At 64.1% G+C, this 25,109-nt stretch carries 22 protein-coding genes; 12 read left to right on the top strand and 10 right to left on the bottom strand.

Annotated features, from left to right (window positions below; translation table 11 throughout):
• The first annotated feature begins 185 nt into the window (after positions 1-185).
• From LB558_RS09775 to LB558_RS09750, 6 genes are all read left to right on the top strand, one after another.
• Positions 186-2,270, top strand: coding sequence for a hydantoinase/oxoprolinase family protein (locus LB558_RS09775; protein ID WP_224697369.1), 2,085 nt, complete (start codon positions 186-188; stop codon positions 2,268-2,270).
• 1 nt (position 2,271) lies between these two features.
• Positions 2,272-4,014 (top strand): hydantoinase B/oxoprolinase family protein, encoded by a 1,743-nt coding sequence (locus LB558_RS09770; RefSeq protein WP_224697368.1) that lies wholly within the window; start codon positions 2,272-2,274, stop codon positions 4,012-4,014.
• Positions 4,015-4,138: 124 nt separating this feature from the next.
• Complete coding sequence (locus LB558_RS09765; protein ID WP_224697367.1) at positions 4,139-4,915, top strand: ABC transporter substrate-binding protein; 777 nt, start codon at positions 4,139-4,141, stop codon at positions 4,913-4,915.
• Positions 4,916-5,084: 169 nt separating this feature from the next.
• Positions 5,085-6,200, top strand: a complete 1,116-nt coding sequence (locus LB558_RS09760) for an aminomethyltransferase family protein (RefSeq protein ID WP_224697366.1) — start codon at positions 5,085-5,087, stop codon at positions 6,198-6,200.
• A 55-nt stretch (positions 6,201-6,255) separates the two neighbouring features.
• Positions 6,256-6,462, top strand: coding sequence for a hypothetical protein (locus LB558_RS09755; protein ID WP_224697365.1), 207 nt, complete (start codon positions 6,256-6,258; stop codon positions 6,460-6,462).
• Between the two features lie 3 nt (positions 6,463-6,465).
• Positions 6,466-7,041, top strand: coding sequence for a Fic/DOC family protein (locus tag LB558_RS09750; protein ID WP_224697364.1), 576 nt, complete (start codon positions 6,466-6,468; stop codon positions 7,039-7,041).
• Between the two features lie 14 nt (positions 7,042-7,055).
• Here LB558_RS09750 and LB558_RS09745 read toward each other — a convergent pair whose 3' ends face one another.
• From LB558_RS09745 to LB558_RS09720, 6 genes are all read right to left on the bottom strand, one after another.
• On the bottom strand, positions 7,056-7,712 hold the full coding sequence (locus LB558_RS09745) for a methionine ABC transporter permease (RefSeq protein WP_109667779.1): 657 nt from the start codon (positions 7,710-7,712) through the stop codon (positions 7,056-7,058).
• Positions 7,693-8,790: a methionine ABC transporter ATP-binding protein gene (locus tag LB558_RS09740; RefSeq protein ID WP_224697363.1), complete on the bottom strand. Its 1,098-nt coding sequence runs from the start codon at positions 8,788-8,790 to the stop codon at positions 7,693-7,695. Before LB558_RS09740 ends, LB558_RS09745 begins: the two co-directional genes overlap by 20 nt.
• A gap of 91 nt (positions 8,791-8,881) precedes the next feature.
• Positions 8,882-9,736 (bottom strand): MetQ/NlpA family lipoprotein, encoded by an 855-nt coding sequence (locus LB558_RS09735; RefSeq protein ID WP_224697362.1) that lies wholly within the window; start codon positions 9,734-9,736, stop codon positions 8,882-8,884.
• Positions 9,737-9,989: 253 nt separating this feature from the next.
• Positions 9,990-11,477 (bottom strand): aldehyde dehydrogenase, encoded by a 1,488-nt coding sequence (locus LB558_RS09730; protein ID WP_224697361.1) that lies wholly within the window; start codon positions 11,475-11,477, stop codon positions 9,990-9,992.
• Positions 11,474-12,667, bottom strand: a complete 1,194-nt coding sequence (locus LB558_RS09725; protein ID WP_224697360.1) for a cytochrome P450 — start codon at positions 12,665-12,667, stop codon at positions 11,474-11,476. Before LB558_RS09725 ends, LB558_RS09730 begins: the two co-directional genes overlap by 4 nt.
• 58 nt (positions 12,668-12,725) lie before the next feature.
• A complete protein-coding gene (locus tag LB558_RS09720; RefSeq protein ID WP_224697359.1) occupies positions 12,726-14,174 on the bottom strand; it encodes an APC family permease in 1,449 nt (482 codons plus the stop codon).
• Between the two features lie 174 nt (positions 14,175-14,348).
• Here LB558_RS09720 and LB558_RS09715 point away from each other — a divergent pair, with 174 nt between their 5' ends.
• The 6 genes from LB558_RS09715 to LB558_RS09690 are packed head-to-tail and all read left to right on the top strand — an operon-like array spanning position 14,349 to position 20,810.
• Entirely contained in the window at positions 14,349-15,119 is a 771-nt protein-coding gene (locus LB558_RS09715; protein WP_224697358.1) for an IclR family transcriptional regulator, read from the top strand.
• Positions 15,119-16,399, top strand: a complete 1,281-nt coding sequence (locus LB558_RS09710; RefSeq protein ID WP_224697357.1) for a Tm-1-like ATP-binding domain-containing protein — start codon at positions 15,119-15,121, stop codon at positions 16,397-16,399. The genes LB558_RS09715 and LB558_RS09710 overlap by 1 nt, the downstream gene beginning before the upstream one ends.
• The gene (locus tag LB558_RS09705) at positions 16,396-17,064 is read left to right on the top strand and encodes an HAD family hydrolase (protein ID WP_224697356.1); all 669 of its coding nucleotides are present in this window, start codon (positions 16,396-16,398) and stop codon (positions 17,062-17,064) included. The genes LB558_RS09710 and LB558_RS09705 overlap by 4 nt, the downstream gene beginning before the upstream one ends.
• Before the next feature lie 21 nt (positions 17,065-17,085).
• Positions 17,086-18,435: an aminotransferase class III-fold pyridoxal phosphate-dependent enzyme gene (locus LB558_RS09700; protein ID WP_224697355.1), complete on the top strand. Its 1,350-nt coding sequence runs from the start codon at positions 17,086-17,088 to the stop codon at positions 18,433-18,435.
• Between the two features lie 33 nt (positions 18,436-18,468).
• Positions 18,469-19,791 (top strand): aminotransferase class III-fold pyridoxal phosphate-dependent enzyme, encoded by a 1,323-nt coding sequence (locus LB558_RS09695; protein WP_412033455.1) that lies wholly within the window; start codon positions 18,469-18,471, stop codon positions 19,789-19,791.
• On the top strand, positions 19,788-20,810 hold the full coding sequence (locus LB558_RS09690) for a phosphotransferase enzyme family protein (RefSeq protein WP_224697353.1): 1,023 nt from the start codon (positions 19,788-19,790) through the stop codon (positions 20,808-20,810). Before LB558_RS09695 ends, LB558_RS09690 begins: the two co-directional genes overlap by 4 nt.
• Positions 20,811-20,840: 30 nt before the next feature.
• On the opposite strand, the gene hpaH is transcribed toward LB558_RS09690, so the two are convergent.
• From hpaH to hpaE, 4 genes are all read right to left on the bottom strand, one after another.
• Positions 20,841-21,647 (bottom strand): 2-oxo-hept-4-ene-1,7-dioate hydratase, encoded by an 807-nt coding sequence (gene hpaH / locus LB558_RS09685; protein ID WP_224697352.1) that lies wholly within the window; start codon positions 21,645-21,647, stop codon positions 20,841-20,843.
• Positions 21,644-22,516, bottom strand: coding sequence for a fumarylacetoacetate hydrolase family protein (locus tag LB558_RS09680; RefSeq protein WP_224697351.1), 873 nt, complete (start codon positions 22,514-22,516; stop codon positions 21,644-21,646). The genes hpaH and LB558_RS09680 overlap by 4 nt, the downstream gene beginning before the upstream one ends.
• A gap of 76 nt (positions 22,517-22,592) precedes the next feature.
• Positions 22,593-23,573 carry a 3,4-dihydroxyphenylacetate 2,3-dioxygenase gene (gene hpaD / locus LB558_RS09675; protein ID WP_224697350.1) on the bottom strand — a complete coding sequence of 327 codons (981 nt, stop codon included), beginning with the start codon at positions 23,571-23,573 and terminating at the stop codon, positions 22,593-22,595.
• Positions 23,574-23,587: 14 nt separating this feature from the next.
• Positions 23,588-25,105: a 5-carboxymethyl-2-hydroxymuconate semialdehyde dehydrogenase gene (gene hpaE, locus LB558_RS09670; protein WP_224697349.1), complete on the bottom strand. Its 1,518-nt coding sequence runs from the start codon at positions 25,103-25,105 to the stop codon at positions 23,588-23,590.
• Positions 25,106-25,109: the final 4 nt, after the last annotated feature.

The raw sequence follows: 25,109 nt of genomic DNA, 5'->3' as shown, positions 1-25,109 counted from the left end.
CGCCAAACCTTCACCTGCACGCCCGAACCATTCAGGTTCCGGCGTGCTGTTCGCACACTGCAAAGCGGCAAGCTCTTGTGTCCGGAATTTATTAGTATACAAACGATATTTGCGTCAAGGTGCTCCCTTAAAACAGCTTTCCAAACTGACGCATATCCGTAGTCCGTGCATTTCGGGTTTCGACGATGAAAGAGAATTTTTCGGCGCAAGCGCGCGATTCCCAGGGAAATGTCGTTGCCGGTATCGATGTCGGCGGCACCTTCACCGACCTGCTCCTGATCGACGGACGCGATGGTGGCAGGGTGTATCTAGCCAAGACGCCGACCACGGTCGACAACCAGGCGTTCGGTGTCGTTTCGGCACTCGGCGCCACCGGATTTCCGATCGACGGCATCGACCTCATCGTGCATGGCACCACCACCACCACCAATGCGGTGCTCGAACGCCGGCTGGCCAAAACCGGCATGATCACCACGCGCGGCTTTCGCGACGTGATCGAGCTTGGTCGGCGGACGCGGCCGCAGGCCTATGGCATGACCGGCAGCTTCGTGCCGATCATTCCGCGCAATCTCAGGCTCGAAGTGTCGGAGCGCGTCGAGGCTTCGGGCGCGATACGCACGCCGCTCGACGAGGCGGAGATGCGCGACGCCGTGCAGGCGCTGATCGCGGCCGGTTGCGAATCCCTTGTCATCCATTTCCTGCATTCCTACGCCAACCCGGCACATGAACGGCGTGCCGTCGAAATCGCCGCGGAATCCTGGCCGAACGGCTACATCACGGCAGGCCATGCATTGCTGTCGGAAGCACGCGAATTCGAGCGCGGCGTCACCGCCTCGGTCAACGCCTCCGTGCAGCCGATCCTTGAGCGCTATGTCGAGCGGCTGCGCAAGGAATTGGCTGCAAAAGGCTATGCCCGCGACTTCCTGATCATGAACGGCAATGGCGGCATGATCTCGGCACGCTTCGTCACACGTGAGTCGGCCAAGACCGTGATGTCCGGCCCGGCCTCGGGCGTCATCGCCGCCGCCTATACGGGCAAGCGCGCCGGCTTCGAAAACCTCGTCACCTACGACATGGGCGGCACCTCGACCGATGTGGCGATGATCCGCAATGCCGAGCCGGCTGTCTCGAACGAGATCGAGATCGAATATGCGATGCCGATCCATGTGCCGATGGTGGCGGTGCACACGGTCGGCGCCGGCGGCGGCTCGATCGCCCGCGTCGATGCAGCCGGCCTGATCCAGATCGGCCCCGAAAGTGCCGGCGCCAATCCCGGCCCGATCTGCTACGGCCGAGGCGGCCTGGAGCCGACCATCACCGACGCCAACCTCGTGCTCGGCCGGCTGGCGCCGAAGAAGCTGCTGGCGGTCGAAAACCCGGTCACATCAGAGCGCGTCACCGGCATCTTCGAGGAAAAGATCGGCAAGCCGACCGGCCTGTCCGGCGTCGAGGCGGCGGGCGCGGTGCTGCGGCTCGGCAACATGAAGATGGCCGGCGCCATCCGCATGGTCTCGGTGTCGCGCGGCCACGATCCCAGAGATTTCGCGCTGTTTGCCTTTGGCGGGGCGGGTCCGCTGCATGCGACCGCTCTGGCGCGCGAACTCGGCCTGCCCCGGGTGCTGGTGCCTGCGCGTCCCGGCATCACCAACGCGCTCGGCTGCGTCGTTGCCGATCTGCGCCACGACTTCGTCAACACCATCAACCAGCCGGTGGCGGTCCTCGACGAAAAGCACCTTTACGAGATATTGGAACGGCACCGAAACGAAGGCGAGGAGCTGATAGCCAAGGAAGCTGTGAAGCCGGAGACGATCCGCGTCACCCACTCCGCCGACATGCAGTTCGTCGGCCAGACCCACATCATCAATGTGGCGCTGCCGTCGTCGTCGGTGACGCGGGCGACGCTGCAGCTTCTTTTCGAAGAGGCCTATTTCGCCCGCTTCAAGGTCGAGCTGCCGGAAATCCGCGCCAATCTTGTCAACCTCAACACATCGGTCACCGGCGTCCGCCCGGCGATAGATCTTTCCCGATTGATCGACCCGGCAGGCCGCGAAAAAACGCTCGACGAGGCGCGGCGCGAAATCCGGCCGGTCTGGTATGCCGGCCGCTGGCACGACACGCCAGTATACGCACGCGAAAAACTGCCGCTCGACGCGGTCATCGAAGGCCCGGCGATCCTCGAACAAATGGACGCCACCACCGTGCTCGAACCCGGCGACCGCGCACGCAGCGACGCTGACGGCAACATCATCATCGATATCGGCGAGGCCTGAGATGGAAAAACTCGACGCCATCACCCTTTCGGTCCTCCAGGCGGCTCTGCAGCAAGTCTGCGACGAGATGGATCTGACCTTTTCGCGCGCCGCCTTCTCGCCTGTCATCGCCGAGGCCAATGACCGCTCCGACGGCATCTATTCGGCCGTGGACGGCTCGCTGATCGCGCAAGGCAGCCAAGGCCTGCCGGTGTTCGTCGGCGTCATGCAGTATTCGACCAGGACGGTGGTCGAGATGATCGCCGATGGCCGCTGCTTGGCCCCGGAGCCGGGCGACATCTATATCGTCAACGATCCCTATCTCGGCGGCACGCATCTGATGGATGTACGCTTCGCCATGCCGGTCTACCGCAATGGCAAGATCTTCTGCTGGCTGTCGAACACCGGCCATTGGCCCGACATTGGCGGTTCGGTGCCGGGCGGATTTTCAGCCTCGGCGACCGCGGTCGAGCAGGAAGGGCTGCGGCTGCCGCCCGTAAAACTGTTCAAGAAGGGCGTGCTCGATCCGGAAATCTACGCCATCATCTGCTCCAACATCCGCGTTGCCGACCAGCGCATCGGCGACATCAGGGCCCAGGCCGCCGCACTGCTGATCGGCCAGGACCGGCTCAACGGAATCCTGGATCGTTACGGTGACGAAACCGTTGTCGAGGCGATCGCCGAACTGCGCCGCCGTGCCGCCGAACAGATGCGCGCCAACATAGCGGCCATCCCAGACGGCACCTATCGCTCCCAGGCGTTTGTCGATTCCGACGGGGTGGTCAACGAGCCGCTGACCATCGCGCTCGCGGTCGAGAAGCAAGGCGATACGCTGACCTTCGATTTCGCCGGTTCATCAAAGCCCTGCGCGGGGCCGATGAACAGCGTGCTGGCGACCACCTTGTCCTCGGTCTACCTCGCCATGCGCCACATCTTCCCCGATGTGCCGATCAGCGCCGGCGCTTTCGAGCCGCTGATCGTCAAGCGGCCGGAGGGCACGTTCCTCGATGCGAAATATCCGCGACCTGTATCGGGTTGTGCCGCCGAGGTTTCCCAGCGCATCGCCGAGGCGGTGTTCGCTGCGATGGTGCAGGCGCTGCCGGAGAAGGTGACGGCGGCTCCCGCCGGCTCCAGCGGCAATTTCGCGCTCGGCGGCAACGACCCGGCGCGCGACCGCGATTACGTCATGTACCAGATCTCCGGCGGCGGCTATGGCGGCAATTCAGGCCATGACGGCCTAACCAATGGCTGCTCGACTATCGGCATCTCCAAATCGCCGCCGGTCGAGATCATGGAACAGGCATTTCCGGTGCTCTACCGCCATTACGCCTTGCGCGAGGGCTCCGGCGGCGCCGGCAAGCATCGCGGTGGCTTCGGCCTCGCCTATGAGGTCGAAATCCTGCGTGGCGACGCCCGTGCTTCCTTCGTCATGGACCATGGCCGGTTCGGCCCGCAGGGTGCGCTCGGCGGCAAGGACGGCGCGGTCAACACGGTGACCGTCGTCCGCAACGGCGAGGAACATGTACCGCCGCACCTGTCCAAGGAGCAGGACATCGCTTTGAAGGCCGGCGACCGCGTGCGTGTCGGCACGCCGGGCGGCGGTGGCTATGGCGATCCGCGTCAGCGCGATCCGGATCTGGTGCTGCGCGACGTGGCGTTGGGTTACTATACGGCCGAGGAAGCCAGCGAAAAATTTGGCGTTGTCCTCTCGGCAGGCGAACTCGCCATCGACCGGACGGCGACGAACAAGCGGGGCGCTGGCTAACGCACCACCGATCGCGATGGCGCGATCGCGCGCCGCGCCGCGATCGCCGCAGCGCATGTCGTTTCCGTCTCCGCCGCACGCTTGGAAGCCCGTAGACTTCTCGCGCTCAACGGAGATCTGGAACATGCGTCTTTTCGGTCGTTTCGTGCTTGCCGCTTCCGTCGCTCTCACCCTTGCCACGAGCGCCGCCTCCGCCCAGGACAAAAAACTCAGGATCGGCACCGAAGGCGCCTATCCGCCCTTCAATTACGCCAGTGCCGACGGCACGCTGGGCGGTTTCGACATCGACTTGGGGGAGGCGCTGTGCGCCGAGATGAAGGCCGAGTGCGAGTTCAGCGTGCAGGATTTCGACGGCTCGATCCCCGCGCTGCAGGCCGGCAAGTTCGACGCCATCATCAACATCACCATCACGCCGGAGCGGGCCGAGAAGGTCGAGTTCACCCACAAATACTACCAGACGCCGCCGGCTATCGCGGTGCCGAAGGATTCGACCATCGCAGGCACTTCGCCCGATGACCTGAAAGGCAAGGCGCTCGGCGTGCAGACCGCGACCATCCACCAGAAATTCGCCGAGCAGAAATACGCAGGCTCGACCGTCAAGGCTTATCCGACCGGAGACGATGCCCGCACCGACATGGCCAATGGCCGTCTCGATGCGATGATGGACGGCTCGATCATCCTGACCGAATGGCTGAAGAAGCCCGACGGCGCCTGCTGCAAATTGCTCGGCACGCTGATGGCCGATCCGGCCATTCACGGCCCTGGCGTCGGCATCGCGCTGCAGAAGGGCAACAAGGAGCTGGCCGACAAGCTCAATGCGGCCATCGACGCGCTGCGCGCCAACGGAAAATACAAGGAAATCAACGACAAGTACTTTTCCTTCGACGTCTATGGCAGCTGAGACCGTTTGGAAACTCTACTCTGGCGGCCATCTGAAGGCGATTTCTGCGCTTCCGGTGCTCACGGACCTGAATGTCCGCTGCGCTCCGGCTCTCGAAACCACCATCATATGACTCGCCAGAGCGAATTTCGAAACGGTCTCGGGACGGTAATGAGTGATGGAGACTTCCTTGGCTGAGCGGCGCTCCCCCTTCTACAGCAGCATCGTCGGGTTGGGCGCGACCATGGGTCGTGTCGGCGGCGATTTCATCTCGGCCAAAACCTATTCCGGCATTGCCGACGAGCACCTCAACACGCGCAAGAATGTCGGCGTGCAGGATCTCAGCACCATGGGCAAGATGGACATCAAGGGGCCGGATGCCGAGGCGCTGGTCAACCATGTCATCGTCAACGACGCCGCTGCGATGAAGCCCGGACAGGTACGCTATTCCACGGTCTGTCGGGAGGACGGCGGCATCATGGACGACCTCACCGTGTTCCGGCTGGCGCAGGAGCATTTCATGCTGGTGACCGGCTCGGTCAACCGCCTGAAGATGCTGCCCTGGCTGTTGCATCATGCGCAGGGTCGCAAGGCCTATGTCACCGACATCACGGCGGCCATCGCCTTCCCGACCATCCAGGGTCCGCGCTCGCGCGACCTGCTGAAAGCATTGATTGCGGATGCCGATCTGGACGGGTTGAAGCGCTGGTCGTTCACGTCGGGCCATATCAACGGCACGCGGGTGCTGATCTCGCGCACCGGCGTCACCGGCGAACTCGGCTTCGAACTGTTCGTGCCGGCCGACGAGGCGGCCTCCGTCTGGGACGCTGTGATGCGAACCGGCCGGGACTTTGGCCTGAAACCCTATGGCGTGCTGGCGATGTTCACGCTCGGCCTGGAAAAGGCCTATCCGGCGCACGGCATCGACATGGACGAGACCCGCACGCCGTTTCATGTCGGGCTCGACCGCTGGATCAAGTTCGACAAGGGCGATTTCGTCGGCCGGCAAGCGCTGCTCAAGGTCCGCGACAAGGGTCTATACGAGCAATGGGTCGGGCTGATCCTCGACGGCGACAGACCGGCCGCGATGAATGCGCGGGTTCTGGCCGATGGCGTGGATGCCGGCGTCGTCACCTACAGCGACCACGGCTATTCCCTCGGCAAGGTGCTGGCCACCGCGCATTTGCGGCTGCCGTTCACCGCGATCGGCACCGAACTCAGCATCGTCATCGACGGCAAGCCGACGCGATCGGTCGTGGCGCCGATACCGTTCTTCGATCCGAAAGGGGCCAAACTACGCGGCTAGCACAGCTGTCCCGGAAATCGTTTCGGTCTCTCCTAGGGTATGATATGGTTTGCGAATGAAGTCTCCTAATTCGAGAATCGGCCGTTCAGCAAAGACCGGCCAGTTCGTGCTGACGAGCGCGCGCGGCGAGAAAATCAGCGCCGTGGAAGGCATGAAGCTGTCACCCCGTATGAGTGAGGTACTCAGACAGGGCGTGCAGCGGGGACTGTCCGGTGACGAGCGACGCTCGCTCATCAAGGAAGAAATCCGCAAAAAGAAATAGACGTTGGTCTACGCTGCCGAGTTCGACCCGCTCTGCTACCCTGGCACGACGGTGCTCATCAATCTGCTGGACATCCGCGACCAGGCCGAACTTGATGAAGTCGAACTCGCCCTTTTCCTGACTCGCGCTGACGAGCCCTTGCCGGCAGGCGAACTCGATTACCGTCACTACCTTGGTCTGCATCGGCACCTGTTCCAGGATGTATATGGCTGGGCCGGTCAGACGCGCACCATCCGCATCGGCAAGGCCGGCAATTGGTTCTGCTATCCCGAACACATCGCCAGCGAGATGGCGCGGGTGTTCCGGGAACTAGGCAACCCTGAGCGCCTGGCCGATCTTGACGGCACCAGCTTTGCTAAGCATCTGGCGCACATAGTCGCCGAGATCAATGCCGTGCATCCGTTTCGTGAAGGCAATGGCCGCACCCAGCTCACATTCCTTGCCATGCTCGCCGAGCACGCGGGCTTCCCGTTCAATGCGGACATGCTCGACCGCGATCGCGTGATCCAAGCCATGGTCGACAGTTTCGTTGGTTCCGAGGCGCCACTGAAAGCCCTCATCGAAGACATCATTAGCTAATCTAGTTAGCCGGCTCATCCCCGTCTATCCAGCCGCGCCACCAACCGATCCCCCACCCACTGGATGCCGCAGACCAGAATGATCAGCACGATGACCACAGCGATCATCACCGACGTCTCGAAACGCTGATAGCCATAGCGGATGGCGAGGTCGCCGAGGCCGCCGGCACCGATCGCGCCGGCCATGGCTGACGCACCGATCAGCGTCACCAGCGTCACCGTGAAGCCGGCGACGATGCCGGGCAGGGCTTCTGGCACCAGCACCTCGCGGATGATCGTCCAGCGGTTGCCGCCCATGGCGCGCGCCGCCTCGATCAGCCCGCGATCGACTTCGCGCAGCGACACTTCGGCGATGCGCGCGTAATAGGGCGTGGCCGCGATCGACAGCGGCACGATGGCTGCCCATGTGCCGATCGAGGTGCCAACGATCAGCCGCGTCACCGGGATCAGCGCCACCAGAAGGATGATGAAGGGCACCGAGCGGAAGCCGTTGATGACGGCGCCCAGCGCCCGGTTCACCCACAGGCTTTCGGCAATGCCGCCGCGTTCGGTGGCAATCAACGCCAGGCCGAGCGGCAGGCCGAACACCAGCGAGATGAGGCCGGAGGCGGCCGTCATCAGCACCGTCTCCCAGATCGAACGCAGCAGAAGCTCAAACAGGATTGGCGACATGGCCAAGCACCTCCACCCGCGCCTTGCGGGCCTTCAGGAATGTGATGATGTCAGCGAGATGATTTGCATCGCTGCCGGGAACCGAAAGGAACAGCGTGCCGACCGGCTGCTGCTGGATATGATCGATGCCGCCATGGACGAGGCGGAAGGCCCCTGGAACAGCCGTGGCAAGGTCGGACAGCAATGGCCCGCTTGCCGCCTCGCCGGCCACATCCACGCGCAGGATCGTCTCCGCGCCGGCCGCCGGCAGCAGCCGGGCCGCCAGTTCGGCCGGCAGTTGCGGCCGGATTGCGCCGAGCAGGCTTTTGGTGATGTCTGATTTTGGGTCGGCAAACACCGACCAGAGCGGCCCTTGCTCGACGATGCGCCCGGCGTCGATTACCGCCACGCGGTCGGCGATCGAACGGATCACCTCCATCTCATGGGTGATCAAAAGGATGGTCAGCCCAAGCTGCCGGTTGATGTCCTTGAGCAGGGCAAGAATCGAACGTGTCGTCTCCGGGTCGAGCGCCGAAGTGGCTTCGTCCGACAACAGCAGCGCCGGGCGTGCTGCCAGCGCCCGTGCGATGCCGACGCGCTGCTTCTGGCCGCCCGACAGTGACGCCGGATAGGCTTTTGCTTTCTCCGACAGGCCGACGAGATCGAGCAGTTCGGCCGCACGTGCCAGCCGCTCGGCTTTTGGCCGGCCCTCGATCTTCAGCGGTAGCGCCACGTTGTCCTCGACCGTCTTGGCCGAAAGCAGGTTGAAGTGCTGGAAGATCATGCCGATGCGCCGCCGCAACGGCTGCAGGTCGCGTTCGCCGAGCCGGCTGATCTCTCGGCCCTCGATGAGCACCTCGCCGGAGTCAGGCCGTTCCAGCCCGTTCAGGCAACGGATCAGCGTCGACTTGCCGGCGCCGCTGCGGCCAATAATGCCGAGGATTTCGCCCTTGCGCACGGTCAGCGAGACGCCGTCGAGCGCCGCCGTCACACCGAAGCGGCGCTTCAGGTCGACGAGGCGCACGACATCCTGAGATGCGTCGGGCAGGGCGCGGGTCGGATCGGCGGTGTCCCCGGATGCCGTCATGTGCTGGTTCATGAATATTCCTGTTCCCGAAAACGCAATCGCGGCCCGCGCCTGAGCGCGGACCGCTGTTGCTCTCGAACCGGGCGTCCGGTCAACGATAGGATCAATAGGCGCTGAGGCCGGTGCCCTTGTAGACCTTGTCGAACTCGGCCTTCACCGCCTCATTCTGGTAGGACGCCACCAGCGTCTTCACCCAGGCCTCGTTCTCGTTGCCGGTCTTCACCGCGATGAAGTTGCGGTACGGATTGTCGGCGATGGGCTCCTGCGCGATACGGTTTTCCGGCGACAGGCCGCTTTTCAGCGCCCAGTCGGTGTTGACCACGGCCGCGTCGAGATCCTCGACCGAGCGGCCGACGATGCCGGCGTCAAGCTCCTTGATCACCACCTTCTTCGCATTCTCGGCGATGTCGGCGGTGGTGGCGAGAATGCCGGTGCCATCCCTGAGCTTGATCACGCCCTCATTCTGCAGCACGCGCAGCGCCCGGCCTTCATTGGATGGGTCGTTCGGCACGCCGACGATCGCGCCCTCGGGCAGGTCGGCAACCTTCGTATACTTCTTGGAGTAGAGGCCGATCGGCCAGACGCCGGTGTAGCCGACGCGCACGATGTGGTAGCCTTGAGTCTTGATCTGGTTGTCGAGATAAGGCTGGTGCTGGAAGGCGTTGGCGTCGATCTCGCCGCGCTCCAGCGCCTCGTTGGGCTGGGTGTAGTCGTTGAACACCACGGTCTCTATTGCGAGGCCCTTTTCGGCCGCCTGGGCGACGACGACCCGCCAGACATCCTCGTCCTCGCCGCTGATGATGCCGACCTTGATCGCCTTCTTGTCCTCGGCGAGCGACGTGTTCGGCGCCATCAGGCTGCCGATCGCGACGGCCGAGGCGAACAGCAGAGCCAAGCCGCTGCGCCGGTTGACGGTTGACCCGGGGGAAGATGGCAAAGTGTTCTTGAAGTCGGTCATGGTTGATCTCTGCGGTTGTGAAGTCATGGCAGCGAGGCGTCTTGCCTAGCCTTGGTCACATCCTCAGAAATTCTAACTGTTATATCAAAGAACGCGTTTCGCCGTTCTCGCCAAAGCCGGGAATATTCTCTCAAAATTCTCGCGTGAGTGAGAACGAGACGCCATTGAATCGATCGCGGCGGGCTAGGCTTCGATCCGCTGTGCTTCGGAAGCAAGGTCAGATTCTCGGAAAAAACCGGCGCAGCCGCCAGCCTCAAAGGGCGATCCAGGCCGTCTTGAGTTCCAGATATTTCTCCAGCGCGTGCAGCGACTTGTCACGGCCGAAGCCGGATTGCTTGACGCCGCCGAGCGGCACGGTGATGTCGGCGCCGCCATAGGTGTTGACGTGGACGACGCCGGCATTGATGGCGCGCACCATGCGATGCGCCGTGGAGAGGTTGGCTGTCCAGACCGCCGAGGCAAGCCCGTAGACGGTCGAATTGGCAAGCCGAATCGCCTGCTCCTCGGTCTCGAAGCGCATGACGCCGAGCACCGGCCCGAACACCTCCTCACGCGCAAGCTGTATGTCTTGCGTGACGTTCTCGAAGATCGTCGGCGCCATGTAGCTGCCGCCGGTCTCGGTCAGCATCCGCTCGCCGCCGGTGACCAGCCGGGCGCCTTCTTCGGTGGCCCTGGCGACGAAACCGAGGTTCTTGTCCAGTTGCTCGGCGCTCGAAACGGCGCCGATGTCGCTGGCGAGATCGAGTGGATCGCCGACTTTGAGCCGCGTGGTCGCAGCGAGAAGCGCGTCCATGAAGCGGTCATAGACCGACGCCTGGACGAGCAGGCGCGAGCCGGCGACGCAGACCTGGCCGGAATTGCGAAAAATGCCGTTGGCCGAGACGACCGCCGCCTGTTTCAGGTCCGGGGCGTCGGCAAAGACGATGTTGGGCGACTTGCCACCGAGTTCGAGAAAGATGCGCTTCAGGTTGGAGCGGGCGGAATATTCGAGCAGCCGCCGGCCGACCGGCCCGGAACCGGTGAAGGCGATGGCGTCGACATCCATATGCAGGCCGAGCGCCTCGCCGGTGACCGCGCCACGCCCGGTGACGACGTTAAGCACACCGGGAGGTAAACCGGCCTCGCTTGCCAGTTCGGCCAGCCGCAGCAGCGTCAGCGAAGCGATTTCCGGCGGCTTGACCACCACGCAATTGCCGGCGGCAAGTGCTGGCGCGATTTTCCAGGCGCCGATCATCAGCGGAAAATTCCACGGCACGATAACGCCGACGACGCCGAGCGGCTCCTTGTGGATCAGCCCCAGCACATTGTCGGCCGTCGGCGCAATCTCGCCATAGACCTTGTCGATCGCCTCGGCATAGTAGCGGATGGTGCCGGCGGTCGACAGCGGTTCGGCCTTGTAGGCCATGCCGATCTCGGTGCCATTGTCGCGCACGCCGAGCACGGCCAGCTCGTCGGCATGCTTTTCGACCAGTTCGGCGAATTTCGTCAGCACCTTCTTGCGAAACGCCGGCGCTGAGCGCGACCACGAGCCCTTCTCGAACGCCTTGCGCGCCGACTTGACGGCGCGGTCGATATCGGCGGCGTTGCCGTCGGCGATGCTGGCGAAAGGCCGGCCGTCGATCGGCGACGTCACCGGCAGGCTTGCGCCGCTTGTTGCCTCGATCTGCACGCCATCGATGAACAGGCCCCGCGCGCCGATCTCTGCCTTGCGCAGCGTGTCGATGGCATTCTGACTGATCATGGGTGACGGACTCCCAGGGAAACATGCAATGTGGTTGGCGCGCGGAATTCCCAGCCGCGAAACACCGGCTCCTTGCCCGGCACCAGGCGGAGATCGGGGAAGCGTTGGAGCAGCAGCCATACCGCGAGGCACATCTGCTCGCGCGCGAAAAACCGGCCCGAACAGAAATGATGGCCGAAGCCGAAGGCGGCATGGTTGCCTTCATCGCGGTTGATGTCGAAGCGGTCGGGATCGGCAAAGCGGCTCTCGTCGCGGCTTGCCGAAGAGACGAGGGCGGCGACGGCAGCACCGGCAGGGATCGTCACGCCGCCAAGCTCGACCGCCCGCGTCGTCTGCCGCGTCTGCGTGCCGATCGGCGCCACCCAGCGCAAGCCTTCGTCGACAGCTCTGGGCACAAAGGTGTCGGGATCGGCGAGCACCTGCCGCAACTGCTCGGGATGGGCAAGCAGGCCGGCGAGGATCGAGCCGGCGCCATGTCCGGGCTCCTGCATGCCACCGAGCAGGATCACCTTGATGCTCGGCATCAAAAAATCGATCGGGCGCGTCGTGCCTTCCGGCATGCCGTCATGCAGCATATGCGACAGCGCCGAGTCATCTGGCTGGCGCACAAGTCTTTCCAGCGTCGGCAGGATGGCGTCGCCGACCTCGGCACTGATTGCGTCGGCGATCTCCTGCCGCTTCGGGTCGTTCTCGAAATTGATGGCGCCCTGGGCAAGGCCGTAGAACCAGCGGCGCAGCGTCGGCATGTCGATGTCGGCAAGGCCGAGCGAGCGCGCCAGGCTGAGCGTCGACACCGGCTCGAAATAATCGGCCATCAGCTCGGCGGAGCCCTGGTGGGCGATCCGCTCGAGAAAAGGTTCGGCAATCGACCGCACGAGGTCGCCGGCATAGGCGGCGACGGTGCGCGGCCGGTATTTCGGGTCGACGCCCTGGCGCAGTTGCTTGTGCGTCTCGCCATCGGTGGTCAGGATGGTGGGCTTGCCGAAGGACCGCTCGACCGGTGACGAGCCGACCACGGCGGAGAAGATCTCGGGCGACTTGGCAACGCTCTCGACATCCTTCCAGCGGGTGACGAACCACAGATTGACCGCCGGCACGAAAGCGACAGGCGCACTGCGCCTGAGTTCTGCATAGATCGGGTAGGGATCGGCTTCCAATGCCTCGACGGTGATATTTTCGGCAAAGCTCAAATCCGCCACTCCCTTTGTGGTGTAAGGGGCGGCGTGGCACGCCGCCCCTTTGCTTTTGTCAATCTTTCAGCGGCTGGCCGAGGTTTTTGAACGCGACCGGATCGCGGCTCTTCAGCGCGCTTGCCAGCAGCAGGCCGACGATCGCGGCGATCAGCACCAGCCCGGGCAGGAACACGCCAAGGAAACCGCCGGCCCCGGACAGGCTGCCGAAATTGATGACGATCAGGTAGATGATGATGACGAAGGCGATGAAGGTCAGCCCGGGCAGGATGGTAGTCTTCATCGCGTTCTCCTGCGTCGATGGATTGGCGCGGAAGAACATCACCACGGCCAGCGAGGCCACCGCCATCATGACGATGACGCCGAGCGTCGCGACATTGGTCAGCCAGGAAAATAACGCCAGCACCGGGTCGAGGCCGAGCACGGCAAACAGCCCGACGACGACAGCGGCGAGCACGCTCTGGATGACGGAAGCGACATGCGGGCTCTGGTGCACCGAATGCGTCACGCCGATCGTCTGCGGCAACAGCTTCTCGCGGCCCGAGACATAGATGTAGCGGGCCACCGCATTGTGGAACGCCAGCACGCCGGCAAACAGGCTCGACACGAACAGGATGCTCATCGCCTGCGACAGCATCGTTCCGGCATAGCGGTCGGACAGGCCGAACAGGAAGGTCGTCGGATCCTGCAATCCCTGCAGCGTCGGCAGCAATTTGTCGACACCGGCGCCAACCGCCATCAGCCATGCGGTGAGCATGTAGAAGACGCCGATCAGCATGACCGAGAAATAGGTAGCGCGCGGAATGGTGACCTTTGGATCACGGGCTTCCTCGGCATAGATCGTCGTCGCCTCGAAGCCGATGAAGGCGGCAAAGCAGAACAGGATGGCGATGGCCGGCGAGCCGCTGACGATCTGGCTCCAGCTGAACGGCGCCGCCGACAGGCCGCCATCGCCGCCGGTCTTGAGGATGGCGATGTCGAGGACCAGCACCACCAGATATTCGCACAGCACCAGCACCGTCAGGATCTTGGCGGAGAGGTCGACCTGTCGGTAACCGAGCACGGCCACCAGCGCGATGGCGATGAAGCTCCATACCCACCAGGGCAGATTGATGCCCCAGCCGGCGAACAGGCCTGATGTCGCGGCACCCAGCAGACCCATGACTCCGATCTGCATGGCATTGTAGGATAGGATGGCGATCAGCGCCGTGGCACCGCCGGCCATGCTGCCGAGGCCGCGCGCGGCATAGGCATAGAAGGCGCCGGCATTGCCGACATGGCGTGACATGGCGACATAGCCGACCGCGAACAGAAGCAGCAGCACCGTCACGATCAGATAGGTGCCGGCAAAGCCCGCGCCATTGCCCATCAGCATGCCGAGCGGCGTCCCGCCGGCGACCGCGGTAAGCGGTGCGGCCGCCGAAATCACCATGAAGGTGATGGCGCCGACGCCAAGACTGTTTTTGCGCAGCCTGTTGGCCGGCGCCTGTTCCGAGACTGCTGTCATTGATCCCTCCTGTTTGCAAACCCCTCAGGCTCGCCGGCCGAATGGCCTGTCCCATGCACTCTGGTGGCTGGTTCATTATTTGAACCGTTATTTTGAATATAGACTTGCAAACAATGCCGATGCCTGTCAAGTTAATTCACACGTTAAATGATTGGCCCGAACCAGGAGGCAAATTTGAGTACGGTCGGAAAAGCGATCTCGCTTCTGGAGCTGTTCAGCGTCGACGAGCCCGAGCTCGGCCTGTCCGATCTGGCGCGCCGCTCGGGCTTCGACAAGGCGACGACAAGGCGGCTGCTGGTTGCGCTGGCCGTCCATGGTTTCGTCGAGCAGGATGCGGGCACGCGGCACTACCGCCTCGGCGCCGGTCTGTCGCGGCTGGCGCGCATCCGCGAGGCGCGCTTTCCCTTCCTGCAGACGGCTGTTCCGCTGGTGCGGGACCTGGCGGCATTGACGGTCGAGACCGTGCATTTGTCGGAATTCGGCGTTGACAGGCTGGTCACCGTCCATGTCGAGCATCCGGCATGGGCAAACCGGGTCAACATCGACATCGGCCAGTTGCTGCCCCTGCATTCGACCGCGTCGGGCATCGCCTATCTGGCCTTCGCCCGCGACGAGACCGTCAAGGCGTGCCTGACGGGTTCGCTCGACGCCTTCACGGCCCATACGCTGATCGAGGCGGCCGCCATCTCAAGATCCATGGGTGAGGCGCGCGAGCGTGGCTATTCGATCTGCGACCAGGGCTATGAGGAAGGTGTGATCAGCGTCGCGGCGGCAATCCGCGGGGCGGATGGCTTTGCGCTCGGCACCATTGCGGTGGCGGCGCCAAAGGCCAGAACGACGGCAGCCGCGATCGCCGAACGGGGACTTGCCGTGAGGACGGCGGCACGGGAGGTTTCCATGCGCCTCAACGGCGAAAACCTGCAAATCTTGAGGAGGCAGGCCTGATGCCCTCGGAGACTGCGCCCCGCATCCTGGTCATCGGCACGGGCGACACAAAGGCCGAAGAGCTGTTGTACATGAAACAGTGCATCGAGCAGTCAGGCGGCAGCGCCGTGATGATGGATGTCAGCGTGCTGGGTGACCCGCCCTACAGCCCGGACCACGACAAGCATGCCGTGGCGCGAGCGGTGGATGTGACGATCGCCGGGATCGTCTCGAGCGGTGACGAGAACACCGCCATGACGCTGATGGCCGGCGGCGCCGTGCAGCTGGTGCGCAAGCTTCATCAAAACGGCGAGATCGACGCCTTCATCGCCATCGGCGGTTCGATGGGGACCGATCTGGCGCTCGACGTGGCGCTTTGCCTGCCGCTCGGCGTGCCGAAATTCGTCGTCTCGACCATCGCCTATTCGCACCTCATCCCGCCCGAGCGCGTCGCGCCCGACCTGATGATGATCCTCTGGGCGGGCGGGCTGTACGGCCTCAACAGCATATGCCGGCTGGTCCTGTCACAGGCCTGTGGTGCGGTCGTCGGCGCGGCCAGGATCGTGCTGGAGACCCGCATGTCGGCTCCGGCAATTGGGCCGACCATCGGCATGACTTCGCTCGGCGGCAGCTGCCTGCGCTACATGAAGACGCTGAAGCCGGCGCTGGAACAGCGCGGCTATGACGTTGCCGTCTTCCACACCACTGGAATGGGCGGCCGCGCCTTCGAATCGATTGCCGGTCAGGACCATTTTTGCGCGGTGTTCGACTTCAGCCTGCAGGAAATCACCAATCATCTCGCGGGCTCCGTCGTCAGTTCGGGCACCGACAGGCTGGAGAATGCCGGCGCTCGCGGCACTCCGCAGATCGCCGCACCCGGGGCGGTCGACATGGTCGATTTGCCGACCTGGCAGGATTTGCCGGCTAAATTCTCGACGCGGCCGTTCCATGCCCACAACAGGCTGATCGCTTCGGTCACCGTCGATGCCGACGATCGCCGCCAGGTCGCCAGGACCATCGCCGCCAAGCTCGGCGCCGCGAAAGGCCGCTCCGCCTTCATACTGCCAACCGGAGGCATCCAGGAATGGGACGTGCAGGGCGAGCCGCTCTATGAACCCGAGGCTCTCGCGGCCTTCGCCGATGAAATGCGCAGGGCTATTCCCGCTGGGGTCGAGTTCCACGAGATCGACGCTCACATCAACAGCGACGACTTCGTCGGCAAGGCGCTCGAGATATTCGACCGCTGGGTCGAGGAAGGCATCGTCCCGCGCGGCAAGCCGGCCAAGGGAGTGGCAGCGTGAGTGCTGTTCCCGCCCAGGCGCTTGTCCTTGATTTCGGCGGCGTCGTCACCCGCACACTGTTCGAGACCCACGCCTTGACCGAACAGGCGCTCGGCCTCACGCCGGGGATGCTGCAATGGCGCGGGCCGTTCGACCCGGACGGCGATCCGCTGTGGCGCGCTATGCAGGCCGACGAGATCAGCGAACGTGACTACTGGCGCACCCGCACCAGCGAGGTCGGCCGTCTGGTCGGCGAGGACTGGCAGGCAATGGAAACCTTCGTCCGGCGCGCGCGTGGCGCCGAGCCGGAAAAGGTGGTGCGCCCCGAAGCAGACAGCGCCATCCGCACTGTGCATGCGGCCGGTTTTCGGCTGGCCATCCTGTCCAATGAACTCGACCTGTTCTATGGCGCCGACTTCCGCCAGCGGCTGCCGTTGCTCGGCCTGTTCGACGTGATCGTCGACGCCACTTACACCGGCATCCTCAAGCCCGATCCGCGCGCCTATGCCTTCGTCACCGAGGCGCTTCGCCTGCCAGCCGGCGCTTGCGTCTTCGTCGACGACCAGCGGCGCAATGTCGATGGCGGCTGTGCTGCCGGCATGCGCACGGTTCATTTCGACGTCGCTCGCCCGGCTCATTCCTATGCCGAGGCCCTCGGCCATTTTGACCTCGTCCCAGTTGCTTGAGATTTTTTTGCGGAGTCCTTTATGCGCGACATCAATTTTCTCACCGAAACCAACGCCAAGCCGATCTGGCACCCGATGGCGCATCCGGCCGAGATGCGGGCCAATCCGCCAAAGGTGATCATGAACGGCGAGGGCGTGATGGTCACCGACATCGCCGGCAACACCGTGCTCGATGCCGTCGGCGGCCTGTGGAACGTCAATCTCGGCTATAGCTGTGACCCGATCAAGCAGGCGATCTCCGACCAGCTTTCGGCGCTGCCCTACTACTCCGGTTTTCGCGGCACCTCGACCGGGCCGTCGATCGAACTCGCCTACGAACTCTGCGAATGGTTCGAGCCAGAAGGCATGGTGCGGGCGTTCTTCACCTCGGGCGGTTCGGATTCGGTCGAAACAGCACTTCGGCTGGCGCGGCAGTACTGGAAGATCCGCGGCCAGGCCGACCGCACAAAATTCCTCGCCTTGAAGAAAGGCTATCACGGCACGCATTTCGGCGGCGCCTCGGTCAACGGCAACGCCAATTTCCGCCGCAACTACGAGCCGCTGCTGCCCGGTGTCTTCCACATCCCGGCACCCTGGACCTTCCGCAACCCGTTCGACGAGACCGACCCGGCGCGGCTGGCAAAACTCTGCGCCAAGGCCCTGGAAGACGAGATCGCCTTCCAGGGCGGCGACACAATCGCCGCCTTCATCATGGAGCCGGTGCTCGGTGCAGGCGGCGTCATCGTTCCGCATGAGAGCTTCATGCCGCTGGTGCGCGAGATCTGCGACCGCCATGAAATCCTGCTCATCGCCGACGAAGTTGTTACCGGCTTTGGCCGCACCGGCGCCTGGTCGGGCTCACGGCTGTCCGGCGTGAAGCCGGATTTCATGACCATCGCCAAGGCGATCACCTCAGGCTATTTCCCGCTCGGCGCGACCTTGATCGGCGCCAAGGTGGCCGAGATCTTCGAGGCCGACAAGACCAGCTTCGGCGCCATCGGCCATGGCTATACCTATTCCGGCCATCCGGTCGGCTGCGCGGCAGGTCTTGCGGCGCTTGCCGAGACCAAACGGCTGCGCCTGAACGAGAACGCGGCCGCGCGTGGTATCGAACTCGCAGCCGTGCTGGAAGGACTGAAGGCCAGGCACGCGATCGTCGGCGATGTCAGGTACAAGGGCCTGATGGCGGCGCTGGAGCTGGTCTCTGATCGCGCCACCAAGAAGCCGGTCGACAAGAAGACCATGGCGGTGGTTTCGGAGGCGGCCTACGAAGCCGGCGTCATGCTGCGCGTGTCCGGCAACACCATCATCCTGTCGCCGCCGCTCATCATCAGCGCCGCCGACGTCACCAGGATAGGCGAAGCGCTCCACATCGGCTTATCGAAGGTCTGACGGGTCGGCGGTGCAACGGAGACTAGATACGCAATGGTTCAATCGCCGGAAAAAATGATGCAAGGAACGCAGGCTGAAGAGGCGCTGGTTAGCCGGCGTTCCCGCCTGCTCGGTGCGAAATCGCAATTGTTCTATGACGAGCCCGTGCACCTGGTGCGCGGCGAAGGCGTCTGGCTCTATGATGCCGATGGCCGCAAATATCTCGATGCCTACAACAATGTCGCCCATGTCGGTCACTGCCACCCGCATGTGGTCGAGGCCTTGTGCCGGCAGGCAAGCCTGCTCAACACCCACACGCGCTATCTGCACACCGCCATCCTCGACTATGTCGAGCGGCTGACCGCGACCTTCGATGCCAGCCTGTCGACCGCCATCCTGACCTGCACCGGCAGCGAAGCTAACGACATCGCCTTGCGCATGGCGCAGGCGGCTACCGGCCGCATGGGCATCATCGCCACCGACGCCACCTATCACGGCAACACCACGGCGGTTTCGCAGCTCAGCACCCGCATGCCGCCGGTCGGCGGCCGTGCCCGCAATGTCAGGCTGGTGCCGGCGCCTGACAGCTATCGCCATCCCGATGCGATGGCCAATGGCAAGGCTTTTGGCGGCGCGGTGCGCGAAGCCATCGCCTCGCTGGCAAAGGGCGGCATAGGCCTGTCCGGCATCATCCTCTGTCCGCTGCTCGCCAATGAAGGCTTTCCGGCGCTCCTTGACGGCTTCTTCGATGACGCCGCGACGGCGGTGCGTGAAGCCGGAGGGTTGGTCATCGCCGATGAGGTGCAGCCCGGTTTCGGCCGCACGGGCAGCCATTTCTGGGGTCATCAACGTGCCGGCTTCGTTCCCGACATCGTCACCATGGGCAAGCCGATGGGCAACGGTCATCCGGTCGCCGCCGTGGTCACATCAAGGGAGATATTGGCAACCTTCCGCAACGCTTTCCGCTACTTCAACACCTTCGGCGGCAATCCAGTTTCCTGCGCGGTGGCAAATGCCGTTCTCGATGTCATCGAGCAGGAAAATCTCGTCGCCAACGCACGCGATGTCGGTGCCTATGCGCTTGGGCTGCTGCGCCCGCTGGCCGATCGGCATGAATGCATCGGCGAGGTCAGGGGCGCCGGACTGTTCTTCGGCGCCGAGCTGGTTCACGACCGCGAGACCCGCCAACCCGCGCCCGACATCGCCGAGCATGTCGCCAACCGCATGCGCCATCGCGGCGTGCTGATGGGCAAGACCGGCATCCACGGCAATGTGTTGAAGATCCGCCCGCCGATGCCGTTCTCCCGCGACAATGCCGACTTCCTGATCGGTGTACTCGACGAGGTGCTGGGTGAAGTCGGCGGAGTGTCGGCGTGAACGCTGCCTCCACGCAATCCGAGCCCGAGACGGCAGGCGATGTCACGGCGCTTGCCAAGCGCGCGCTCGCCCATTGGGGCATTGATGAGGGTGAGCCGGAGCTACTGAAATTCCGCGAGAACGCGGTCTTCCGCATCCGTCTGCCCAATGGCCAGCCGGCCGCCATGCGCATTCACCGGCTTGGCTATCACACGGACGCCGCGCTGCGCTCGGAACTGCAATGGATGGGCTTTCTGCAATCGGCCGGCATCGCCACGCCATCTGCGGTCGCCACGCCGGCCGGCGATCTGTTCGTGCCTGTCAGCGCGAACGCCTCAGAGCAACCCCGGCAAGTCGATTGCCTGAGCTGGCTGGAAGGCCGCGCCGTCGGCGCGCGAGGCGTGCCGCTGGATTTTACGCCCGAGGAGGCAAGGCAGGTCTTCACGGCAATTGGGCGAACCATCGCGCACATGCACAATGTCACGTCCACCTGGGAGCCGCCCGCCGGCTTTGCCCGCCATGCCTGGGATTTCGACGGCTTCTTTGGCGCGAACCCGAACTGGGGCCGTTTCGAGACCTCGCCCTTCCTCGACGGCGCCCGCCGCGAACTGGTTTTCCAGGCGCGGGAAAAGGCCGTGCAGGCGCTTTCGGCGCATGAACGCAGTGCCCGCAATTTCGGCATCATCCACGCTGATCTGGTGCGCGAGAATGTGCTCGTCCATGACGGCGCGGTCTGCATCATCGACTTCGACGATTGCGGCCATGGCTGGCACATGTACGACCTTGCCGTCGCGCTTTACCAGAACCGCGAGGAGGCGATCTATCCGCTGATCGAGACCGCCTTGCTTGATGGCTATCGGCAGGAACGGGAACTGACGGCCCAGGACATCGCCGCGCTGCCGCTGTTTTCGGCCTTGCGGGCCTTCGCCTTCCTCGGCTGGGTGCAGAGCCGCGTCGAAGGCGACATCACCAGGGAGGTCGGCCTGCGTATGTCGGCCATAGCCGCCGATGTGGTGATCGCCTATCTGCGTGGCGAATAGGCACTGCCGTGCGGGCTGACCACGAAACCGTCAGCCCTTCGCGAAATGGATGCTGACGGTTCCCGAACTGCCGAAATCGGCAACGATCGTGTCGCCGGGCCGCGCCTCGACCGGGCGCACGAATGACCCCGAGAGAACGACTTCACCCGCCGCGATCGACATGCCGTAGCGGGCGAGCCTGTCCGCCAGCCAGGCGATGCCCAAGGCCGGATGGTTGAGCACGCCGGCGCCGAGCCCAGTTTCCTCGACCTCTGCGTTGCGCGAGACGATGGCGCCGATCCAGCGCATGTCGGCCTCATCAGGCCGCTGCGGCCGGCCGCCGATGACAATGCCGGCATTGGCGGCATTGTCTGAAATGGTGTCGAAGAAGGTGCGCACCTTCTTCGTCTGAGCATTGACGCGCTCGATGCGCGTATCGAGGATTTCGAGCGCCGGGGTGATGTAGTCGGTGGCGTTGAGCACGTCGAAGATCGTCACGCCGGGACCCTTCAGCGGCGCTTTCATGACGAAGGCGATCTCGGCCTCGACGCGCGGCTGGATGAAGCGGCCGGCGGGAACCGTCGCGCCGTCGTTGAAGAACATGTCGTCGAACAGCACGCCGGAATCCGGCGTGTCGATGGCGAGCGCATACTGCATCGCCTTGGAGGTCAGCCCGATCTTCCAGCCTTTCGGCTTCAGCCCGGCATCGATCTTGCGCGTCACCAGCGCCGCCTGGACGCGATAGGCGTCCTCCATGGTCGCTTGCGGGTAATCGAGGCTGAGCAGACGGATCTGGCGGCGCGAACGCTCGGCCTCGAACAGTCTTGCCGCGGCGTCTTCCACTTGCTCCGGGGTCATTGCGCAGCCTCGTCGATGACGCCGTTCCGCAGCACGCCGATGCCATCGGCCTCCACCTCGATCACATCGCCGGGCTTCAGCCAGATCGGCGGCTCGAAACGGGCGCCGGCACCCGTCGGTGTGCCGGTGACGATGATATCGCCGGGCACCAGCGTGGTGAAGGTCGAGACATAGGAGATGATTTTGCGGAACGAGAAGATCATCCGGCTGGTGCGGTCCTGCTGGCGCACTTCGCCATTGACGCGGGTGGTCAGCGCGATGTCGGCGATCTGCGCCTCGTCGCTGAACGGCACCAGCCAAGGGCCGATCGAGCCGCTGCGGTCGAAATTTTTGCCTTGCGTGACGTTGAACTTGGCATGGCGCACCCAGTCTCGGATGGTGCCTTCATTGCACAGCGACAGCGCCGCGATGTGGCCGAGCGCATCGGCTTCCGGGATGCGCCGCCCGCCCTTGCCGATGACGATGACGATTTCGCCCTCATAGTCGAGCTGGGGTGATTCCGGCGGCCGCACCAGCGGCGCGCCATGGCCGACGAATGAACGCGGAAAGCGGATGAACAGCGACGGATTCGCTGGTGCCGCCTGGCCGTCCTTGTACTCCTCGTTGCGGTCCGGATAGTTGACGCCGACGCAGATGATCTTTTCCGGCGACGGGATCGGGATTTCGTAGGCGATGGCGTCGAGCGGGAAATCGATCGGGAAGGCCTCGGCCTCTTCCGCCAGCCGCCGCAAGGCGCCGGCCTCGATCACTTCACGCAGCGTCGGCCATTGGCTGTAGCGCGCCGACAGGTCGACGACGCCCTTGCTCGTGATCGCGCCATAGCGCGCCTTGCCGCCGACGCTGAAGGTGGCGAGCCGTGCGTGGTTCATGCTGCGGCTCCGGCACTGAGTACGGGCGAGGTTGGCGCTCTGCGGCGACGGAACGCTATCATCAGCTCAAAACCCATCACGGCGCAATGATCGGTGATGCCGTCAAAGCCGGCTGGCGTGCCTCTGCGCCGGCAAATGCGCTGCCTTCCTCGAACCAGCTTTTCGGCGCCGGCGCGCCCCAAAGCGTCTGCCGCTGCGGATCCTTGAGGTCCCACTTGATCGGCTCCAGGTCCGGATCGACTGTCTGGTAATCCGAACAGTAGATCTCGATGCGGTGGTTGTCCGGATCACGGACATACAGGAAGAAGGCGTTGGAGATGCCGTGCCGGCCGGGGCCGCGTTCGATGTTTGCGAGATAGCCCGTCGTCGCCATCAGATCGAGCAGGTCGATGATGTTGAGCGGCGTCGGCACCCAGAAGGCGACGTGATGCAGGCGCGGTCCGATGCCGTTGGTGAAGGCGATGTCGTGCACGCCGCCCTTGCGGTGTGTCCACGCCGCCCACAGTCTTCCGCTGCCGGCATCCTCGGTGTATTCGGTCACCCGGAAGCCGAGCTCGTTGTAGAAGGCGACGGACTCGTCGACATTGGGCGAGAAGCAATTGAAGTGGTCGATGCGCAGCGGCTTGACGCCCTTGTAGAGCGCATACTTCTGGTGGATCGGCGGCAGCCGCTCCATCTGGGCGTAGAATTCCAGCGGAATGCCATGCGGATCGCGCGTGCGGAAGGTGCGCGACTGGTAAGGCCGCTCGACCCACTCCACCGGCAGGCCGTTGCCCGTGAAGAAATGTTCCGCCTTGTCGAGGTCGTCGTCAGAAAAGACCTTGAAGCCGAGGTCCCGCGCCTCGGCTGCTGCCGCCTTCTTCAGCACGATGCAATGGTGCCCGCGCTCCTCCAGCGCCCTGAGATAGATGGTGTCGGATGTCTCGTCGGTGACCTGCAAGCCGAGCGTATCGACATAGAAGGCGCGGGACTTGGCGAGGTCGGTGACGGCCAGTTCGACATGGCTGAGGCGCACGATGTTGAAGGCGGGGTAGAGATTGGGCTTGGGCAAGGGCATCTGATTTCCTCCGGTCAGCCGCCGAGTTTCTGGATCGCGTGCGCCGTCGTCGCGAAGGCTACGTTCTTCGTCTCCATGTAGAAATCGAAGGAATGGTCGCCGCCGTCGCGGCCGATGCCGGAATTCTTGACGCCGCCGAACGGGGTCGGCAAATGGCGCACATTCTCGGAATTGACCCAGATCATGCCGGCATCGAGCGCATCGGTGAAACGAAAAGCTCGGGTGACGTCCGAGGTCCAGAGATAGCCGGTCAGGCCATATTGCGTGTCGTTGGACAGCGCCAGCGCTTCGGCTTCGTCGCGAAACGGAATGGCGCTCAGCACCGGCCCGAAAATTTCCTCCTGCGCGATCCGCATGCCGTTGGTGACGTTGGTGAACAGGGTCGGGCCGACATAACAGCCGCCGCCCGGACCGTCGACCTTGCCGCCGCCGACGGCCAGCGTCGCCCCCTCCGACCTGCCGATGTCGATATAGGACAGCACCTTCCTTTCATGCACCGGATGGATCAGCGGCCCGACCACCGTTTTCGGATCGAGCGGGTGGCCGACGACGATGCGCTTCGCCCTCTCCGCGACTTTGGCGGTGAAGCTCTCATAGACCGAGGCTTCGACCAGCAGGCGCGACGACGAGGTGCAGCGTTCGCCATTCAGCGAATAGATCATGAACACGGCAGCGTCGGCGGCGCGCTCGAGATCGGCGTCGGCAAAGACGATCACCGGGTTCTTGCCGCCAAGTTCGAAATGCACGCGCTTCAGCGTGTCGGCGCCCTGTTTCATGATCATCGAGCCGGTGCGGCTTTCGCCGACAAAGCCGATCGCCTTGATGTCGGGATGCTCGGTCAGCGCCTTGCCGGCGTCTTCACCGAGGCCGTTGACCAGGTTCCAGACGCCTTTCGGCAGGCCGGCCTCCTCGGCAATCTCGACCAGCAGGCGGGCTGTCAGCGGCGAGAATTCAGCCGGCTTATGAACCACGGTGCAACCGGCCGCCAGTGCCGGCGCGATCTTCCAGGTCGACAGCATGAACGGCGTGTTCCACGGCGTGATGATGCCGACCGGACCGATTGGAACGCGGGTCGTAATGTTGACCTGGCCAGATGTCCGCAGCGTCTCGCCGTCGCGCGCTTCGGGCGCACGGTCGGCGAAGAAGCGGAAATTCTCGGCACCGCGCAGCGCCGCCTTGGCCATGAATTTCAGCGCCTGGCCGGTATCCATGCATTCGACGAAGGCGATCTCCTCGGCGCGCGCTTCGATCGCGTCGGCGATCTTGTGCAGCAGCTTCTTGCGCGCTTCGCCAGGCAACGCGGCCCAGGCCGGGAACGCCGCCTTGGCCGCCTTGGCGGCGCGGTCGATGTCGGCGGCTCCGCTGCGCGCGACCTTGGCTAGTGGCTTAAGGTCGACCGGCGACAGCGTTTCGAACGTCGCGCCGTCGAGCGCCGGCACCGCCTCGCCGCCGATCTGGTTCAACACGTCATCGCGCATGAAGCGGGCCAGATAGGCCTCGGCCTTGTTCAGATTGCCTTGCAGGTCGGACATGTCG

Source organism: Mesorhizobium sp. CO1-1-8 (assembly GCF_020164875.1).
In the GTDB taxonomy this organism is placed as follows: Bacteria; Pseudomonadota; Alphaproteobacteria; order Rhizobiales; family Rhizobiaceae; genus Mesorhizobium.
The sequence above is the reverse complement of the archived record's forward strand: the minus strand, read 5'-3'. Positions and strand labels throughout refer to the sequence as shown.

Bases quoted from the DNA above. Each gene is read 5' to 3' on its own strand.
- LB558_RS09775 (WP_224697369.1), top strand. From the start codon at position 186: ATGAAAGAGAATTTTTCGGCGCAAGCGCGCGATTCCCAGGGAAATGTC.
- LB558_RS09770 (WP_224697368.1), top strand. From the start codon at position 2,272: ATGGAAAAACTCGACGCCATCACCCTTTCGGTCCTCCAGGCGGCTCTG.
- LB558_RS09765 (WP_224697367.1), top strand. From the start codon at position 4,139: ATGCGTCTTTTCGGTCGTTTCGTGCTTGCCGCTTCCGTCGCTCTCACC.
- LB558_RS09755 (WP_224697365.1), top strand. From the start codon at position 6,256: ATGAAGTCTCCTAATTCGAGAATCGGCCGTTCAGCAAAGACCGGCCAG.
- LB558_RS09745 (WP_109667779.1), bottom strand. From the start codon at position 7,712: ATGTCGCCAATCCTGTTTGAGCTTCTGCTGCGTTCGATCTGGGAGACG.
- LB558_RS09740 (WP_224697363.1), bottom strand. From the start codon at position 8,790: ATGAACCAGCACATGACGGCATCCGGGGACACCGCCGATCCGACCCGC.
- LB558_RS09735 (WP_224697362.1), bottom strand. From the start codon at position 9,736: ATGACCGACTTCAAGAACACTTTGCCATCTTCCCCCGGGTCAACCGTC.
- LB558_RS09730 (WP_224697361.1), bottom strand. From the start codon at position 11,477: ATGATCAGTCAGAATGCCATCGACACGCTGCGCAAGGCAGAGATCGGC.
- LB558_RS09720 (WP_224697359.1), bottom strand. From the start codon at position 14,174: ATGACAGCAGTCTCGGAACAGGCGCCGGCCAACAGGCTGCGCAAAAAC.
- LB558_RS09710 (WP_224697357.1), top strand. From the start codon at position 15,119: ATGCCCTCGGAGACTGCGCCCCGCATCCTGGTCATCGGCACGGGCGAC.
- LB558_RS09700 (WP_224697355.1), top strand. From the start codon at position 17,086: ATGCGCGACATCAATTTTCTCACCGAAACCAACGCCAAGCCGATCTGG.
- LB558_RS09695 (WP_412033455.1), top strand. From the start codon at position 18,469: ATGGTTCAATCGCCGGAAAAAATGATGCAAGGAACGCAGGCTGAAGAG.
- hpaH (WP_224697352.1), bottom strand. From the start codon at position 21,647: ATGACCCCGGAGCAAGTGGAAGACGCCGCGGCAAGACTGTTCGAGGCC.
- LB558_RS09680 (WP_224697351.1), bottom strand. From the start codon at position 22,516: ATGAACCACGCACGGCTCGCCACCTTCAGCGTCGGCGGCAAGGCGCGC.
- hpaD (WP_224697350.1), bottom strand. From the start codon at position 23,573: ATGCCCTTGCCCAAGCCCAATCTCTACCCCGCCTTCAACATCGTGCGC.
- hpaE (WP_224697349.1), bottom strand. From the start codon at position 25,105: ATGTCCGACCTGCAAGGCAATCTGAACAAGGCCGAGGCCTATCTGGCC.